Source organism: Parafrankia soli (assembly GCF_001854695.1).
Classification (GTDB): Bacteria; Actinomycetota; Actinomycetes; order Frankiales; family Frankiaceae; genus Parafrankia; species Parafrankia soli.
On the sequence record NZ_MAXA01000279.1, the window covers coordinates 75,332 to 91,016 of the forward strand.

Annotated in this window: 15 protein-coding genes; 10 read left to right on the forward strand and 5 right to left on the reverse strand. The window is 72.0% G+C overall.

All coding sequences use genetic code 11. The features are described 5' to 3' along the window. Window positions 1-337: 337 nt before the first annotated feature. The gene (locus BBK14_RS33475; protein WP_020464256.1) at window positions 338-1,012 is read right to left on the reverse strand and encodes a TetR/AcrR family transcriptional regulator; all 675 of its coding nucleotides are present in this window, start codon (window positions 1,010-1,012) and stop codon (window positions 338-340) included. Between the two features lie 344 nt (window positions 1,013-1,356). Between BBK14_RS33475 and BBK14_RS33480 the strand changes: the two genes are divergently transcribed. Then, window positions 1,357-3,060: an N-acyl-D-amino-acid deacylase family protein gene (locus BBK14_RS33480; RefSeq protein WP_071067131.1), complete on the forward strand. Its 1,704-nt coding sequence runs from the start codon at window positions 1,357-1,359 to the stop codon at window positions 3,058-3,060. Continuing rightward, on the forward strand, window positions 3,057-3,839 hold the full coding sequence (locus BBK14_RS33485) for an SDR family NAD(P)-dependent oxidoreductase (RefSeq protein WP_071067132.1): 783 nt from the start codon (window positions 3,057-3,059) through the stop codon (window positions 3,837-3,839). The genes BBK14_RS33480 and BBK14_RS33485 overlap by 4 nt, the downstream gene beginning before the upstream one ends. Window positions 3,840-3,885: 46 nt before the next feature. Here BBK14_RS33485 and BBK14_RS33490 read toward each other — a convergent pair whose 3' ends face one another. Beyond that, on the reverse strand, window positions 3,886-4,701 hold the full coding sequence (locus tag BBK14_RS33490; RefSeq protein WP_071067133.1) for a FadR/GntR family transcriptional regulator: 816 nt from the start codon (window positions 4,699-4,701) through the stop codon (window positions 3,886-3,888). Window positions 4,702-4,784: 83 nt separating this feature from the next. Between BBK14_RS33490 and BBK14_RS33495 the strand changes: the two genes are divergently transcribed. The 7 genes from BBK14_RS33495 to BBK14_RS33525 all read left to right on the forward strand — a co-directional run bounded on the left by BBK14_RS33495 (window position 4,785) and on the right by BBK14_RS33525 (window position 12,588). Then, the gene (locus tag BBK14_RS33495; protein ID WP_241832061.1) at window positions 4,785-5,921 is read left to right on the forward strand and encodes an acyl-CoA dehydrogenase family protein; all 1,137 of its coding nucleotides are present in this window, start codon (window positions 4,785-4,787) and stop codon (window positions 5,919-5,921) included. After that, window positions 5,918-7,027, forward strand: a complete 1,110-nt coding sequence (locus BBK14_RS33500) for an acyl-CoA dehydrogenase family protein (protein WP_071067135.1) — start codon at window positions 5,918-5,920, stop codon at window positions 7,025-7,027. The genes BBK14_RS33495 and BBK14_RS33500 overlap by 4 nt, the downstream gene beginning before the upstream one ends. Continuing rightward, on the forward strand, window positions 7,024-8,229 hold the full coding sequence (locus tag BBK14_RS33505; RefSeq protein WP_020464250.1) for an acyl-CoA dehydrogenase family protein: 1,206 nt from the start codon (window positions 7,024-7,026) through the stop codon (window positions 8,227-8,229). The genes BBK14_RS33500 and BBK14_RS33505 overlap by 4 nt, the downstream gene beginning before the upstream one ends. Continuing rightward, window positions 8,226-9,419 (forward strand): acyl-CoA dehydrogenase family protein, encoded by a 1,194-nt coding sequence (locus BBK14_RS33510; RefSeq protein ID WP_071067136.1) that lies wholly within the window; start codon window positions 8,226-8,228, stop codon window positions 9,417-9,419. Before BBK14_RS33505 ends, BBK14_RS33510 begins: the two co-directional genes overlap by 4 nt. 204 nt (window positions 9,420-9,623) lie before the next feature. Beyond that, entirely contained in the window at window positions 9,624-10,829 is a 1,206-nt protein-coding gene (locus BBK14_RS33515) for an amidohydrolase family protein (protein ID WP_071067137.1), read from the forward strand. Between the two features lie 129 nt (window positions 10,830-10,958). Next, complete coding sequence (locus BBK14_RS33520; RefSeq protein WP_071067145.1) at window positions 10,959-12,155, forward strand: aromatic ring-hydroxylating oxygenase subunit alpha; 1,197 nt, start codon at window positions 10,959-10,961, stop codon at window positions 12,153-12,155. A 1-nt stretch (window position 12,156) separates the two neighbouring features. Beyond that, on the forward strand, window positions 12,157-12,588 hold the full coding sequence (locus BBK14_RS33525) for a nuclear transport factor 2 family protein (RefSeq protein WP_071067138.1): 432 nt from the start codon (window positions 12,157-12,159) through the stop codon (window positions 12,586-12,588). 90 nt (window positions 12,589-12,678) lie between these two features. Here the strand turns inward: BBK14_RS33525 and BBK14_RS33530 are convergent, their stop codons facing one another. Together BBK14_RS33530 and BBK14_RS33535 are read right to left on the reverse strand one after the other, a co-directional pair. Further along, window positions 12,679-12,870: a ferredoxin gene (locus tag BBK14_RS33530; protein ID WP_020464245.1), complete on the reverse strand. Its 192-nt coding sequence runs from the start codon at window positions 12,868-12,870 to the stop codon at window positions 12,679-12,681. Between the two features lie 106 nt (window positions 12,871-12,976). Then, the gene (locus BBK14_RS33535) at window positions 12,977-13,792 is read right to left on the reverse strand and encodes an SDR family NAD(P)-dependent oxidoreductase (protein ID WP_071067146.1); all 816 of its coding nucleotides are present in this window, start codon (window positions 13,790-13,792) and stop codon (window positions 12,977-12,979) included. A gap of 236 nt (window positions 13,793-14,028) precedes the next feature. Between BBK14_RS33535 and BBK14_RS33540 the strand changes: the two genes are divergently transcribed. Beyond that, window positions 14,029-15,105: a Zn-dependent alcohol dehydrogenase gene (locus BBK14_RS33540; RefSeq protein WP_071067139.1), complete on the forward strand. Its 1,077-nt coding sequence runs from the start codon at window positions 14,029-14,031 to the stop codon at window positions 15,103-15,105. Window positions 15,106-15,240: 135 nt separating this feature from the next. Here the strand turns inward: BBK14_RS33540 and BBK14_RS36375 are convergent. Continuing rightward, the coding region (locus BBK14_RS36375) for an RNA-guided endonuclease InsQ/TnpB family protein (protein WP_157904380.1) at window positions 15,241-15,685 on the reverse strand (445 nt) is incomplete at its 5' end.

Genomic DNA, 15,685 nt, shown 5'->3' on the forward strand with positions numbered 1-15,685 from the left:
TTGAATTGATCTTCGTTGGTGTGGTCCGCACTGGTCGTCGACCTTATCAACCATGTGAGTGCTTACTTGCTACCAACGTGCCAGATCGTCGGGCCAGGTGCTGGCCAGAGCGATTCGACGAGCCGGGGTGGCCATGCCCTCACAGGTATTCCGGGCTGGCGCGGCCGGCCGGCATCCGACCGTCCGCCGGCGCTCGGGGGCCGGCGAGTGAAGCGAGCTGGCTCAGTCATCCTCTTGATCGCACACACAGCTCACTTCGGCGCTGACACCGCAGCGGGCGCAGGCGTCGGCTGGGAGGTGGGGCGACCGGCAAGGTGGGGCGACCGGCCGGGTGGGGTCAGCGCCGGCGGCGGGAGGGCTCGATGACGGGGAAGAAGCCCTTGATCGTGCTCTCGCTGATCAGGGCGACCGCCCGATCGCGGTTGAACAGGTCGTTGTGGCGGCTCTCCATGGCCAGGACGAGGGCGATGCCCATCACCGCGCGGGCGGAGAGGTCGGGCGACTCGAACTCGAATCCGTAGCGGTCCTCGACGTCGCGCCAGGCATCGGCGAGCCGGTCCATCGCGACCGCGAAGTGCTTGCGGTAGAACCGCCGGCCGACCTTCGGGTCGCCGAAGAGCACCAGGCCCAGCAGCGGGAGGACTTCCTCCAGGGTGGAGATGAGCTGGCGGTAGAGGCCGTTCATCGTCTGCAGCTGCCGCTCGGGGGTCAGCGGCTCCTCGAGATCGACGACCTCGGTCGCGGCGACGAGCTCGTCCACGGCCTCGCGCAGCGGCTCGACCACGGCCTCGTAGAAGAGCTGGTCCTTGCTCTCGAAATGGCGGTAGATCACGCCTTCGCTGATTCCGCCACGCTCGGCGATCGCCTTGATGGTCGTGCCGTTCATGTCGCCCGTCTCGATGAAGGCCTGGCGGGCGGCCTTGAGGATCGAGCGCTTGCGGGCCTCGGCGGTGAGCCGCCGAGGCCGTTGTGACCCGGCGGTGTCGGGGGAGTGGGCTACCTGCTCGGCCATGGTTCCTCCCGGCGCGCCTAGTACCACAGCTAGTGAATGAACGTACACTACTTCAGCTGGGTGAATCACCGGCGCCGAGAAACGCCGCGCCCTCGCGATTTCGGTGTCATGTGCGTCACTGCCGTCCGTGACATTGTTGTCCGTGCCACCGCCTGGCGGGCGCAGCTCGGCGGTCGTAGATCATGTGGGCTGCGGGTCGTCGGCGGCGGGTGCCCGGCTCCGTCGATCCACGAGCGGCGTCCGTGCCGCTTGACGGGACACGGCCAGCCTCCCTAGCATTTTTGATGAATGAGGGCTTACTCATCAGTCGACCGCCCGTCCGGCGGACCGGAGGAACGGATGCCATGCACGACATCGTGATCTATGGCGGCGAGGTGGTCGACGGGACGGGTTCGCCGCCCCGTCGCGCGGACGTGGCGATCGACGGGGAGCGCATCACCGCGGTCGGTGAGGTGAGCGAACCCGGCCGCCGCCGGATCGACGCCCGCGGGCGCCTGGTGACCCCGGGATTCGTCGACATCCACACCCACCTCGACGCGCAGCTCTTCTGGGACCCGGTGGCCAGCCCGTCCTCGTGGCACGGCGTGACCAGCATCGTCCTGGGCAACTGCGGCGTCACGTTCGCGCCCGTGCGGCCCGGCGAGCAGCGTTACCTCGCCGAGATGATGGAGTCCGTCGAGGACATCCCGGCCGACACGATCATGGACGGGATCGACTGGAGCTGGGAGAGCTACGGCGACTACCTGAAGGCGCTCGGCCGCCGGCAGCTCGGCGTCAACGTCGGCGGCATGATCGGCCACTGCGCGCTGCGCTACTACGTCATGGGCGCGCGCAGCCTGGACGAGGCCCCCGCCACCGGCGAGGACATCGCCAGGATGGCGGCGGTCGTCGGCGAGGCGATCGACGGCGGCGCCCTCGGCTTCTCGACGTCCCGCAGCTTCATGCACACCGTGCCGGACGGCCGCGCCGTGCCGGGCACGTACGCCCTCGAGGCGGAGCTCGCCGCGATCGCCGGGGCCCTCGCCTCGCGCGGGCGCGGCACGATCGAGGTCGTCCCCCGCATCGGCGAGCGGGACGGACCGGAGCGGCAGAACTCCGTCGCCGAGCTGGCCTGGATGGAGGAGGTGAGCCGCGCCTCGGGGCGCCCGCTCACCTTCGCGATCATGCAGAGTGACCGCCGGCCCGGCCTGTGGTCCTGGGTGATGGACGAGGTGGCCGCCGCCCGCGGCCGCGGCGCCGACCTGCGTCCGCAGACCGCGGCCCGGGGCAGCGGCATCCTCTACGGGCTCGTCGGCCGCACGCCGTACGACGCGCTGCCGGGCTGGGCGAAGTTCATGGAGCAGCCGTGGGCGGAGCGGCTGGCGGCGCTCCGCGACGCCGAGGTGCGCCGCGCGCTGGTCGAGGAGGCGGAGAACCCGGTCGAGCTGTCGGGCCCGCTGGCGCCGAAGGACCCGTCGAAGCTGTACCTGCTCCCGCCCGGCCCGGCGCGGTACGACGTCGACCCGGGTAACAGCCTGGCGGCCGAGGCGGCTCGCCGCGGGGTCAGCCCGGCGGCGGCGTTCCTCGCCTGCACCCTGGAGACCGACGGCCGCGGGCTGCTCTACTACCCGGTGCTCAACCAGGACCTCGACGCCGTCGCCGCGATGATCACGAATCCGGACGTCGTCGTCGGCGTCGGGGACGCCGGCGCGCACGTGGCGCTCACCATGGACGCGGGCCAGCCCACCTTCCTGCTGCGGCACTGGGTGCGTGACAGGGGCCTGATCGACGTCGGCACGGCGGTGCGCAAGCTGAGCTCCGAGGGGGCCGAGCTGTTCGGGCTCGCCGACCGGGGTGTCCTGAAGCCCGGCGCCTTCGCCGACGTCAACGTGATCGATCTTGATCGCCTCGACCTGGACACCCCCGAGATGCTCGCGGACTTCCCGCACGGCGCGAACCGGTTCGTCCAGCGGGCGCGGGGCTACGACTACACCCTCGTCAACGGCCGTGTCCTGATCGAGGGCGATGAGTTGACCGAGGAGCGTCCGGGACGGATCGTGACCGCATGACAGCGGTTCCCGATCAGTTCGGGTTGTTCGACTTGTTCGCCCTCAAGGACCGGGTCGCGGTGGTGACCGGGGCGTCGTCCGGCCTCGGTGCGGGCATCGCGCGCGCGCTGGCCGCCGCCGGCGCCCGGGTGGCCGTGGTGGCGCGCCGCCGCGACCGGCTCCTCGCGCTCGCGGAGGAGCTGGGCGGCCTGGCCGTCGGCGCCGACCTGCTCGACCCCGCGCAGGTCGACGCCGTGGTGCCGCAGGTCGCCGCCGAGCTCGGTGGCCCGGAGATCCTGGTGAACGCCGCCGGGGCCCGTCTCACCGAGGAACGCGCCGAGAGCGAGCCGATCGACGCCATCAACCGGACCCTGGCGCTGAATCTGGTGGCTCCGCTCCGGCTCAGCCAGGCGGTGTTCCCGCACATGAAGGCGGCCGGGCGGGGCGCGGTGGTCAACATCTCGTCGATCAGCGGCATCGTCGGCATCCCCGGCATCCCGCAGGCGTCGTACGCGGCCAGCAAGGCGGGGCTGTCCGGGCTCACCGCCGAGCTGGCCGTCCAGTGGGCGCGGCACGAGATCCGGGTGAACACCATCGCCCCGGGCTTCTTCCGCAGCGAGATCACCGACAGCCTCTACGACACCGAGCGTGGCCAGAACTGGCTGCGGCGGAACACCCCGCTGCCCGGCGACGGCCGGGTGGAGGACTTCCTCGGCGCGGTCCTGTGGCTGGTCAGCGACGCGGGCCGGTACGTGACCGGCCAGACCATCGCGGTGGACGGCGGCTGGACGGCCCGCTGACCGGCCACGCTCGACGTGCTGGCCCGGGCGCGCCGTACCGCCCGGGCTAGACGCGCCAGATGGGGTTCGGGACGGCGTCCGTCTGCCGGGACCTCGCGTCGGTGACGGTGACCACGCTGTCGTCGAACCGGTCGAGGAGGTAGGCCTGTGAGGCGGTGAGGTGGGCGCGGGTGATGCGCTCGGCCGCCGGCGCGCGGCCGGCCGTGATCTCGGTGAGGATCCGCCGGTGCGTGCGGACGACCTGCTCGGCCTCGACCTCGGCGGGGTACGCGCCCCTGCTGGCGGCCGACTCCGCCCAGGCCTGTTCCTGGGCGGACCACAGCGCCACCAGGCTGCTCACGATGTGGCGGATCGTGGCGTTCGGGGTGAGCGCGACGACGAGTTCGTGGAACTCGCGGGCGGCGTGCGTGAACGCGCTGCCGGTGCCCACGAACCCGGCCGTGGCCTCGACGTTCGCCCGCAGCACGGGGACGATCCGCTCGTGCCGGTCCGGCGCCGCCGCGCACTGTGCGGCGCACAGCGGCTCGAAGGTCTGCAGCCCGGTGGCCAGGTCGCCCAGCGTGACCCGGCCGGCCTGCAACGCGAGCCCGAGATGGTAGGCGGCGGACGCCTCGTCGGGGCGGTGCACCTCGGCGCCGCCGACCTTGCCGCGCCGCACGGTGACCAGGCCCTCGGTCTCCAGGATCCGGATGGCCTCCCGCACGGACGGATAGCTCACCCCGAACTCCTGGACGAGCTGGTCCTGGGTCGGGAGCTGGTATCCGTCCGTCCCGTCGCCGGCGAGGATGCGCGCACGCAGGGCCGCGGCGACGGTCTCGGCGATCCGAACCTGCGAGACGCGCCCGCGGCGGCTGATCGACACCCTGCGAGCATACCGCTCGTTATCCTTATAAGTATTGAAGGTTGACGCGATTCGGACTACTTTTCCGGTCCATGGAGTACGAGATGGGCGAGGGCGTGGCGACCCTGCGCCGGGAGCTTCGTCAGCTGGTCCGCGAGCACGTGCCACCCGACTTCCTCGGTGCCTTCACCGCCGACCCCGCTGACCTCGAGGTCGCCCAGGCGTTCTGCCGGACCCTCGCGGAGCGCGGCCTGCTGTGCATGGCCTGGCCCCGCGAGTTCGGCGGGCGCGAGTCGTCGCCGTGGGAGCAGATGGCCGTCCGCGAGGAGATGTGGGCCCTGCACGAGCCGCGCGGCGCGCAGTACATGGGCGTCAACTGGGTCGGCCCGACGATCATGCGGCACGGCACGGCCGAGCAGCAGGCCCGCCACCTGCCTCCGATCTCTCGCGGAGAGGTCATCTGGTGCCAGGGCTTCAGCGAGCCCGAGGCGGGCTCCGACCTCGCCTCCCTGCGCACCACCGCCCGCCGCGACGGCGGCGGCTGGCGGGTCACCGGCCAGAAGGTCTGGACCTCCTACGCCACGATGGCGCAGTGGTGCTTCCTGCTGGCCCGGACGTCCAAGGGCGCCCGCCGGCAGCAGGGCCTCACGGTCTTCCTGGTGCCGATGTCCGACCCCGCGATCGAGGTCCGTCCCATCGCCAGCATGATCGGTCCGCACCACCTCAACGAGGTGTTCTTCGACGAGCTGCGGGTGACCGAGGCGGACGTCCTCGGCACCGTGGACGAGGGCTGGTCGCTCGTCCAGGAGGTGCTGGCCTTCGAACGGGTGGGGATCGCCCGCTACGCCCGGGTCGAGCGGCTGCTGCACGAGGCTCCCACCGCCCTCGGTGACCAGTGGGAGAAGCTCCCCGAGGAGCTGCGCGGCCGCTGGGCCCGGATGCTCGTGCACGCCCGCCGGGCCCGGCTGCTCGCCTACCGCGTCGTGGCACTGCAGGCCAGCGGCCGGATCAGGCCCGACGACTCGGCCGCCTACCGGATCGCGGTGACCCGGCTGGACCAGGAGAGCGCGGAGGTGCTCATGGACATCGTCGCCGAGGCGTCCCTGCCCGACGAGGCGGGCCGCCGGTTCCGCCGCGCGGTCGCCGACCACCGGCGCTACTCGGTGTCGGCCACCGTGGCCTCGGGCAGCGTGGAGATGCAGCGGATCCTGATGGCGCGCGCCCTGCTGGCGGCGTCATGACCGCCGTCCTGGGCGCGGCCACGAGCACGGACATGAACACCGAGCTGAGCGACGAGGCCGCCGAGTACGGTCGGACGGCCCTGCGCGCCTTCGAGGCGGCCGGCGGCGACGAGCTCGTCCAGGCCGCCGAGCGGGAGCCGGAGAAGCGGGCCGGCCTGATCGAGCCGCTGCTGGACGAGATCGGCGCCTGGGAGCTCGACCCGCGCGCCGGCGGCGACGAACTGGAGGCCGCGGCCGCGCTGTGCCGGGCCGCCGGCTGGTGGGCGCTGCCCTACCCGCTGGCCGAGCGGCTGTGCCGGCCGGCGGACGGCTCCACGGCCGGCCTGGTCCTCGCCGCCGGGACCGGAGCCGGCGTCGGCACCGGCCCGGCCCCGGCGGCCGCGGTCGCCGGGGCCGGCCAGCGCTGGTCGACGGTCACCCTGGACGGTCGCCGCGGCGTGGCCACCGCCCGCCCGCTGGCGGAGGGGCCCCGCTACGGCGCGTTCGTCGCCGAGCTCGACCCCGAGCCGGTCGCGACGTCCACCGGGACCGGGACCGGCACGGAGGATGGCACCGCCGACGGCCGCGCGGACGCCGCGCTCGCGCTGGTGCTGCCGTGCTGGACGCTGCTCGGCATGCTCGACCGGGCGCTCGACCTGACCCGGGCGCACGTCCTCGCCCGCCAGCAGTTCGGCCAGCCGCTGGCCCGGTTCCAGGGCGTGCAGTTCCAGCTGACCGACGCCGAGGTCGAGCGGGTCGGGGTCGAGGAGCTGGCCAAGTTCGCGCTGTGGAGCGTCCAGGCCGGCCACGGTGACGCCGTCGAGGACGCGCTCGCGCTGCGGCACGCCGCCCTGGAGGCGGCCGACCTGGTGTTCCGGGTGACCCATCAGCTGCACGGCGCGATGGGCTTCTGCGACGAGACGACGCTGTCGTGGATCTCCCGGTACAGCCAGCCCGTGCGCCGCCATCCGCTCAGCCTGTCGGCGACCCGTGACCACCTGACCCGCCGGATCGGCCGGGCGGGCCTGTCCGGTCCGTTCGCCGGGCCCGCGGGAGCCGCGGGAGCCGCCGCCCGTGCCGGCGCGGGTTCCGCAGCGGGTTCCGGTGAGGAGGGGCAGCCGCGATGAACACGTCCACCGAGGACCTGGCGGAGTTCCGCGCCGAGGTCCGCCGCTGGTGCCGGGAGCACGTGCCGGCCGACTGGCGGCGCGCGCAGACGGTCGCCGGCGACGCCGAGTTCGTGGCCTTCCAGCAGGCCTGGTTCCAGGAGCTGCGCACGGGCGGCTACGCCGTCCCGCACTGGCCCGCCGAGTGGGGCGGCGGCATGCCGGCCGCCCAGCAGGTGGTGCTGTACCAGGAGCTGGCGGCCCACGACGCGCCGCGACTGGTGCTCGGCTTCGTCTCCATCCACCATGCCGCCTCGACGCTGCTCGCCGCGGGCACCGACGAGCAGCGGGCGCGGCACCTGCCCGCGATCCTCGACGGCGAGATCTGGGTGCAGGGCTTCTCCGAGCCCGAGGCCGGATCCGACCTGGCCGGCCTGCGCACCACCGCGCGTCGCGAGGGTGACGGCTTCGTCGTCGACGGGCAGAAGCTGTGGGCCAGCGGCGCCGCGCACGCCGACTGGTGCCTGCTGCTGGCCCGCACCGATCCCGCCGCGCCCAAACGGCGCGGGATCTCCTACTTCCTGATGGACATGCGCTCACCCGGGCTGGACGTCCGTCCGGTGCGCAACGCGGCCGGCGAGTCGCACTTCTGCGAGATCTTCCTCAACGGGGTGGTGATCCCGGCCGAGAACCTGGTCGGCCCGGTGAACCAGGGCTGGCAGGTGGCCCAGGCGACGCTCAGCGCCGAGCGGGGGATGACGATGCTCGAACTGGCCGAACGGCTGGGCAACGCCGGGTTCCGCTGGCTGGTCGAGGCGTGCCGGGGGCCGGCACCCGGCGGGGGGCGGCTCGTCGACGATCCGCGGGTGCAGGACCGTCTCGCCGAGCTGGAGACCGAGATCGCCGGCCTGCGGGCGCTGTGTCTGGGGCTGGTCGAGCGGCACGAGGCCGGCACCGCCGGTCCGGCGGACGCCTCGGTCGTCAAGCTCTACTACAGCGAGCTGCTCCAGCGGACGATGGACTTCGCGGTCGAGGTCGCCGGGCTGCCGGCACACACCGAGCTGCGCAAGCCGGCGTCCAGCGGCTGGGAGTCGGGGGCCTGGGTGCTGGACTTCATCGGTTCCTGGGAGTGGACGATCCCCGGCGGCACGAGCGAGATCCAGCGCACGATCATCGGTGAGCGCGGGCTCGGCCTGCCCCGTGAGCCGGTGGTGCCGGCATGAGCGCCGGTCCGGGCACTGCGGGCGCCGCGGGCGCGAGCACGCCGCAGGATGTGGACGACCTGCGCGAGCTGCACCGCGAGCTGCGTGACGTGGCGCGCGACATGCTCCGCAAGACCGCCGGCCGCACCGGCGACGACGAGGCGCCCGTCCCGGTCGACTGGTCGCTGCTGGCCGGCTCGGGTTGGCTGGGGCTGGAGGTGCCCGAGGAGCTCGACGGCGCCGGCGCGACCTTCGCCGAGGTCGCGGTCGTGCTGCACGAGATCGGCCGGGCCGCCGCCAGCAGCGGCTACCTCGGCTCGGCCGTGCTCGGGGTCGGCGCGCTGCGCCTGCTCGAGCCCGGCGCCGGCCGGGACGAACTGCTGGCCGCGGTGGCCGCCGGCGAGCAGCGCCTCGCCGTCGCGCTGCCGGCCGGTGACGACGTCACCATCCCGTTCCACGTCCGCCCGGCGACGCCCGGCGACGCGCCCGGTGCCGGCGGGGGGGCGCGGGTCGACGGCACCGCCGGCTTCGTGCTCGACGCGGCCGAGGCCGACCAGCTGCTCCTGGTGGCCCTCGACCCGACGGGCGTGCCCGTGGTGGTGCGGGTCCGCCCGGACGACCCCGGGGTCACCGTCACCGGGCAGCCGGTCGTCGACGAGACCCGCAGCCTGGGCGCCGTCACCGTGGACGGCGCGGTGGTCGACGCCGGGTCAGTGTGGCAGTTCGGAACGGACCCGCAGGAGTCCGTCCGTCGCCTGCTGGACCGCGCGGCGCTGGCCGTGGCCTGCGACTGCCTCGGCCTGGCCGAGGCGATGCTCGAGGCCACCGTCGACTACGCCGGCACCCGGCGGCAGTTCGGACGTCCGATCGGGTCGTTCCAGGCGGTGAAGCACGCCTGCGCCGACATGTTCGTGCGGATCTCGGTGGGCCGGGAGCTGCTGGCGGCGGGGGTGGCCGCGGTGGCGTCCGACGACCCGCAGGCCGGGGTGGCCGTGTCGCGGGCGAAGTCCTACGTCTGTGTCGCGGCCGTCGACGTCGCCGGCCGGGCCATGCAGCTTCACGGCGGCATCGGGTACACCTGGGAGGGCGGCGTCCACGTCTACCTCAAGCGGGCGCTGCTGGGCCGGGCGCTGTTCGGCGCGCCCGCCGCGCACCGTGCCCGTCTCGCCGCGCGGTTCGCCGAGCCGGCGGACGACCCGCTCACCGAGTAGACCGCTCACCGAGTAGGCGGACTGGCGGGCCTGGCGGCCCGGCCGGCGGGCTGGTCCCCGCGCCGGCCGGGCCCGCCCGCGGCGTTGGCGCAGGTAGCGGACCGTTCGTCGACCAGCCCGGCGGCTTCACTGGTGCTCCGGCTGCGCGCTGAGCTACCATATACGTGAGCGTTCGCTTTCTTGCGCCGAAGTCAGGGAGGACTTGTGTCGTTCAGCTGGTTCATTTCGGTCGACGACCACCTCATCGAGCCGGCGCGGCTGTGGCAGGAGCGCCTGCCACAGCGCTGGCGCGACACCGGGCCCCGCATCGTGCGGGACGGTAAGTCGGAGTTCTGGGTCTACGAGGACCGCCAGATCGTCACCACCGGCCTGAACGCCGTGGCGGGCAAGACCCGCGAGGAGTTCTCGCCGGAGCCGATCTCGTACGAGGACATGCGCCCCGGCTGCTACGAGCCCGCGGCCCGGGTGGCCGACATGAACCAGGGCAACGTGCTGTCGTCGATCCTGTTCCCGTCGTTCCCGCGGTACTGCGGCCAGGTCTTCCACGAGGCCAAGGACAAGGAGCTCGGGCTGCTCTGCGTCCAGGCGTGGAACGACTTCATCCTGGAGGAGTTCGGCGCGGCCTACCCCGGCCGCTTCATCCCCATGATGATCATTCCGCTGTGGGACCCGGTGGCCGCGGCGGCCGAGATCCGGCGGACGGCGGCCCGCGGCGGCCGCTCGATCGCCTTCTCGGAGAACCCGACCAAGCTCGGTCTCCCGTCGATCCACACCGACTTCTGGGAGCCGATGTTCGAGGCCTGCGACGAGACCGGCTACGTGATCTCGATGCACGTCGGGTCGTCGTCCAACCTGATCCGCACCTCGCCGGACATGCCGACGCTGGCCTTCATGGYCTACTCGGCGGCGGCGAACCAGGCCGGCACGTTGCTGGACTGGCTGTTCAGTGGCATTTTCGACCGGTTCCCGAACCTCAAGATCGCTCTTTCCGAGGGCTCGATCGGCTGGATTCCGTACTTCCTGGAGCGGGCTGAGCAGGTCATCGACAAGCAGCGGTTCTGGGCGTCGCGGTTCGATATCGACATGAACGCCTCCCACGAGCGCGGCGAGGCCAAGGGCGAGGCGAAGTTCAACCTCGACACCAACATTCGCCAGCTCTTCGCCGACCACGTTTTCGGCACCTTCATCGAGGACCAGGCCGGCGTCCGCCTGCTCGACATCATCGGTGAGGACAATGTGATGCTCGAGTGCGACTACCCGCACTCGGACTCCACCTGGCCGGACACCGTGAAGCTGGCCGGCGGCTGGCTCKGGCACCTTTCCGACGAGGTCCAGCACAAGATCACGATCGGGAACGCGGCCCGCGTCTACAACTTCACGCCTGCTGACCCGGCGACCATCACGCTGTGAGCTCGGTCGGCGTCTCCCGGACGGGAGTCGCCGGCTGGCGGCACCGGCTGGAATCATCACGACCGCGGCCTCGTTCCGGTCACGGGATTCAGCACCCGCGGAGAATCTTTCAGAACGATGGGAGTGACCGTGGACAGAGAGGCTTTTGACCACGAGCTGGTGCGCCGGCTGATCGAGCACGTCGAGAACCGGACCACCGACCAGGCCGAGTCGGTCCTCGAGGTGTCCACGGACATCTACTCGGCCGAGCACTACCGCGAGGAGGTCGAGGCGCTCTTCCTCGACCAGCCGCTCGTGCTGGGCCTTTCGGGCGCTCTCGTCGGGCCGGACTCCTACCGGACGGTCGACATCCTCGGGACGCCGATCCTGCTGACCAGGGACGCCAGGGGCCAGGTCCGGGCACTGACGAACGTCTGCCGCCACCGCGGCGTGCGGCTCGTCGACGGCGCGGGCAAGGCCGCGCGGTTCAGCTGTCCGTTCCACTCCTGGAGCTACGACAACGAGGGCAGGCTGGTCGGGGTGCCCTCGTCGGAGTACTTCGAGGGGATGTGCCTGGAGGACAAGGGCCTTGTCGAGCTCCCGGTCGCCGAGGGCTACGGGCTCATCGTCGGGCGGCTGCGCCCCGGCCAGCCGCTCGACATCGACGACTACCTCGGCCCGGAGCTCGCGGGCGAGCTCGAGATGCTGGACTTCGCCGACTGGGAGCAGCACAGCGAGCCGCACCCGCACGAGGTCGCCGCGAACTGGAAGGTCACCCTCGACACCTTCCGGGAGAACTACCACTTCAACTATCTGCACCGGAAGACGCTGCGCACCTACGCCTACGGAGGGGTGCTGACCTTCGACCCGCTCGGGCGGCACCTGCGCAACGCCTCGGCGCTGCGTTCCATCGACGCGCTGCGGGACACCCCGGAGAGCGAGTGGGGCGACGTCACACAGCACTTCAGCCCGCAGTACTCGCTGTTCCCCAACACCTGCCTGACCTTCGACAGCCGGCACGTCGAGCTGTGGCAGATCCTGCCCGTCGACAGCAGCACGTCGCGGGTCCTGCACTCGGTCTACCTGCGTCCCGGGCTGTCCCCCGAGGAGCGGGCCAAGGCCGTCGACATGGCGCCGTGGATCTGCGAGACGGTGGTGGACGGCGAGGACTTCTGGGTCGCCGGCCGCACGGAGCCCGGCATCCGGGCCGGGATCGTCGACACGGTGGTGTTCGGGCGTAACGAGCCGGCTCCGCAGCACCTGCACCACGGTTTCACCGAGACGATCCAGGCGTACCGGGAGCGCAGGGCCGCGCAGGCCGGCGAGTCCGCCCCGGCTGGGAAGTGACGTGGGCGCCGAGGAGAAGGCGACCGAGTCGGAGTTCGACCCCAGGGACTCCGCCGCGCTCGTCGAGGAGCTGGCGCGGCGGTTCCTCTCCGCGGACATGGACGGCGCGTTCGCGCTGTTCGACCCGGAGATCCGGATGCAGCAGCCGGCGTCCCTGCCGCACGGCGGCTGGTACGAGGGCCACGCCGGCGCGCAGCGGATGGGCGCCGAGTTCGGCAGGTACTGGAGCCGCGTCATCAGCCCACCCAGGATCGTCGGGTGCGGTGAGCTGGTCGTCCAGCAGACCACCCAGACCTGGACGGCGAAGTCCACCGGCCGCTCGGCGACGGTGGACGTGGTCGAGCTGTTCACGGTGACGGGCGGACTGGTCCGCGAGATCCGTGTCTTCCAGCAGGACACCCATCTGCTGATGGGGACGCTCGACGCCAGCTGAGGCGGACACCGGCCGGGACCGCGGTCCGCGCAGACCCGAAGAAGCCCGCCGGCACGTCACGTGCCGACGGGCATCTCCGGTCTGGCGACCTCAGTCGCTGACGGTGATCGCACGCTCCGGGCAGTTGCGGGCGGCGTCCGCCGCCTGCTCGGCCAGCTCCGCCGGGACCTCCGGCAGGATGACCGTCCCGTGGCCCTGCTCGTCCAGCTCGAAGACGCTGGGGCTGATGTCCCAGCAGCGAGCGTGCCCCTCGCACCGGTCCGGGTCGACCTCGATACGCACGGGTCCTCCTTCACTCGTGGCCCGGCGGCAGCCCTGCCGCCGGGCCGGTCGGAAAGCGTGGTGGCCTCTGATCAGTGGTGTTCTCTGATCAGGTTGTGGTCGCTGGTCAGAACGTGGCGGACAGGGCCCACGGCCCGTCCGGGAACGGCCTGCCAAGGTATTCCATGCTGTAGGTGATCCGCCCGGTCAGCTCCGCGGGGTTCCCGCTGCACAGCAGCAGGGCCGCGTCGGCCATGGCCTCGTCCGGTTCCACCGGGGCGTTGTCCGGAGTGTGCGGCGAGACGGCGGCGACACCGGGCGTCATGACCAGCCCGGACGTCCCGAGCGCGTTCACCGCCACCCCGGTGCCCTCGAGCTCCGCGGCCAGGCCGGTGGTCAGGCGGTCCAGCGCGGCCTTGCACATGCCGTAGGGGACGCACCCGTCGCTGGCCCACTCCGGGTAGGGCGGGCCGATCGGGTGCCGGGCCTGCTTGGACGTGATGTTCACGATCCAGCCCTGCCCGCGGCTGACCATCCCGGGAACCACGAGCTGGCAGAGCCGGAACGGGGTGTGGACCATCATCTGGAACATCAGCCTGTAACGGCGTGGCGGGATGTCGAGCGCAGGTCCGTAGAAATTGACCCCGGCGTTGTTGACCAGAATGTCCGCCGGGCCGACGGCTGCCTCCGCACGTTCGATGATCGTCTCGACGTCGTCGGGCGCGGTGAGATCGGCGGGAATGGCGACGGCGTGACCGCCGCCGGCCTTGATGTTCTCGATCACTTCGGTGATCGAGCCTGGCAGCCGGGAAGTACCGGCGTCGACCGTGCGCGCGACCAGAGCGACCGCCGCCCCCTCCGCGGCCAGGCGCGCTGCGATGCGCGACCCGATACCGCGACTGGCGCCGGTGACGATTGCTACGCGGCCATCCAACGATCCCACGAAAACCTCACGATCGACGTCGTCGCGCCGGGCCCGGCACGCCATGGGACGGATCCGTAGGGCGCCATGCTAACAGGGTGCTCACATACTTACCTGCCTCGTGCGGGGCTGATCGCAATGCAGAACAGAGCTGCTGGTGGACCTCTTGTGGAGTGAGCGGTTACTGAAATACCCTCGGCGTTGCGCGCGGCCCCCTCACGGTCCCTGGGCCGGCGGTGCTGATGGGAKGATCGCCAGTGCGGGTCGCTGTCGCGTACGAGGCCGAGAAGCCGCTGGTCGTCGAGGATCTCGACCAGCCCGCCGTAGGCCCGCGGGATGTGCTCGTGCGCATCGCCGCGAGCGGTATCTGCCACACCGACCTCCACGTCATCAACGGGCACTCGCCGCTGCCGCTGCCGATCGTTCCCGGTCACGAGGCGTGCGGTGTGGTCGAGGAGGTGGGCTCCGAGGTCCGCCGGGTGAAGGTGGGCCAGCGGGTGCTCGCCGCCGTGTCGCCGGCCTGCGGCACCTGCTGGTGGTGCGTCAACGGCATGTCCAACCACTGCGAGCTCGGCGGGCCGGTCAAGGCGGCGCCGCGGTTCACGCTGGCCGACGGCCGCACGGCGGCCGCCGTGTGCGGCTGCGGCACGTTCGCCGAGGCGATGGTGGTCGACGAGGCCTCGGTCGTGCCGACCAACACCGACCTGGCCGACGAGGAGCTGGCGCTGCTCGGCTGCGGGGTGACCACCGGGCTCGGCGCGGCGCTCATCACCGCCGGCGTGACCCCCGGCTCGTCCGTCGCGGTGATCGGCTGTGGCGGGGTCGGGCAGTCGGTGATCCAGGGTGCGCGCATCTCCGGCGCGGCCACCATCATCGGCATCGACCTCGTGCCCGCCCGCCGTGAGGCCAGCCTGCGAGTCGGCGCGACCCACGTGGTCGACCCGGCGGAGGCCGACCCGGTCGAGCAGGTGCGCGCGCTGACCGAGGGGCGCGGGGTGGACTTCAGCTTCGAGGTCGTCGGTCTGCCCAACCTGATGGTGCAGGCCTTCGACATGGCACGTAAGCAGGGGGCGGTCACGCTGGTCGGCATGCCGTCCACGAGCGCGACCCTGACCCTGCCGGCCATCTCGGCGATCTTCTCCGGCAAGCGCCTCGCCGGGTCTGTGGTGGGCGGCGCCCAGATCCTGCGCGACATGCCGAGGTTCATCCGGCTGGCCGAGACCGGCCGGCTCGACCTCGGCGGCATGGTGTCCAGCCGGATCCGGCTGGACGACATCAACGAGGGCATCGCCCTGCTCGACCGCGCCGAGGGCACCCGGACCGTGATCATCTAACGGCGGTCGTCTGAAGGTTGCGCCGAGAGCCGACCCCGGGTGACCCTCGGACAGGGGCTCGCCGCCGACGTGTCGTGTCGGGAGGGAACGCGAACTTGACGTCCTCCCCCGCGTGAACGCGGGGGATTTCAACTCCTACCCATCCACCAGAGGAGGCGTGGAGTGTTGAGGTTCGCGGTTCGCGGCCAATGCTGCGCCTCCCCGCGCGGTCACGGCCCGTCCAGCCGCGATGTTGCATGCAGCGTTCACGTCCGCGTTGGCCGTGTGCCCGCAGGCGACGCACCGGAACACCGCTTGGCTCTCGCGGTTCCCGGGCGCCACATGCCCGCAGGACGAGCAACACTGACTGGTGTAGGCGGCCGGGATCTTCTCCACCCGGCCGGGTGCTTTCTGTTCCAACCGCCGGGCAAGCAGACCCCAGCCGTTGGCGAGGATGCCCCGGTTCAGTCCGGCTTTCTGCCGAACATTCCGGCCCGGCTGTTCGACAGTGCCTCGGGCCGACCGGGTCATGTTCGTGATGCGGAGATCTTCCACCCGGATGACGTCGAACCGGCGGGCAAGATCGGTGGAGGTTCTCTCC

Excerpts from the sequence above, each read along its gene's own strand:
- BBK14_RS33475 (WP_020464256.1), bottom strand. The coding sequence starts at position 1,012 with ATGGCCGAGCAGGTAGCCCACTCCCCCGACACCGCCGGGTCACAACGG.
- BBK14_RS33485 (WP_071067132.1), top strand. The coding sequence starts at position 3,057 with ATGACAGCGGTTCCCGATCAGTTCGGGTTGTTCGACTTGTTCGCCCTC.
- BBK14_RS33505 (WP_020464250.1), top strand. The coding sequence starts at position 7,024 with ATGAACACGTCCACCGAGGACCTGGCGGAGTTCCGCGCCGAGGTCCGC.
- BBK14_RS33500 (WP_071067135.1), top strand. The coding sequence starts at position 5,918 with ATGACCGCCGTCCTGGGCGCGGCCACGAGCACGGACATGAACACCGAG.
- BBK14_RS33510 (WP_071067136.1), top strand. The coding sequence starts at position 8,226 with ATGAGCGCCGGTCCGGGCACTGCGGGCGCCGCGGGCGCGAGCACGCCG.
- BBK14_RS33495 (WP_241832061.1), top strand. The coding sequence starts at position 4,785 with ATGGGCGAGGGCGTGGCGACCCTGCGCCGGGAGCTTCGTCAGCTGGTC.
- BBK14_RS33480 (WP_071067131.1), top strand. The coding sequence starts at position 1,357 with ATGCACGACATCGTGATCTATGGCGGCGAGGTGGTCGACGGGACGGGT.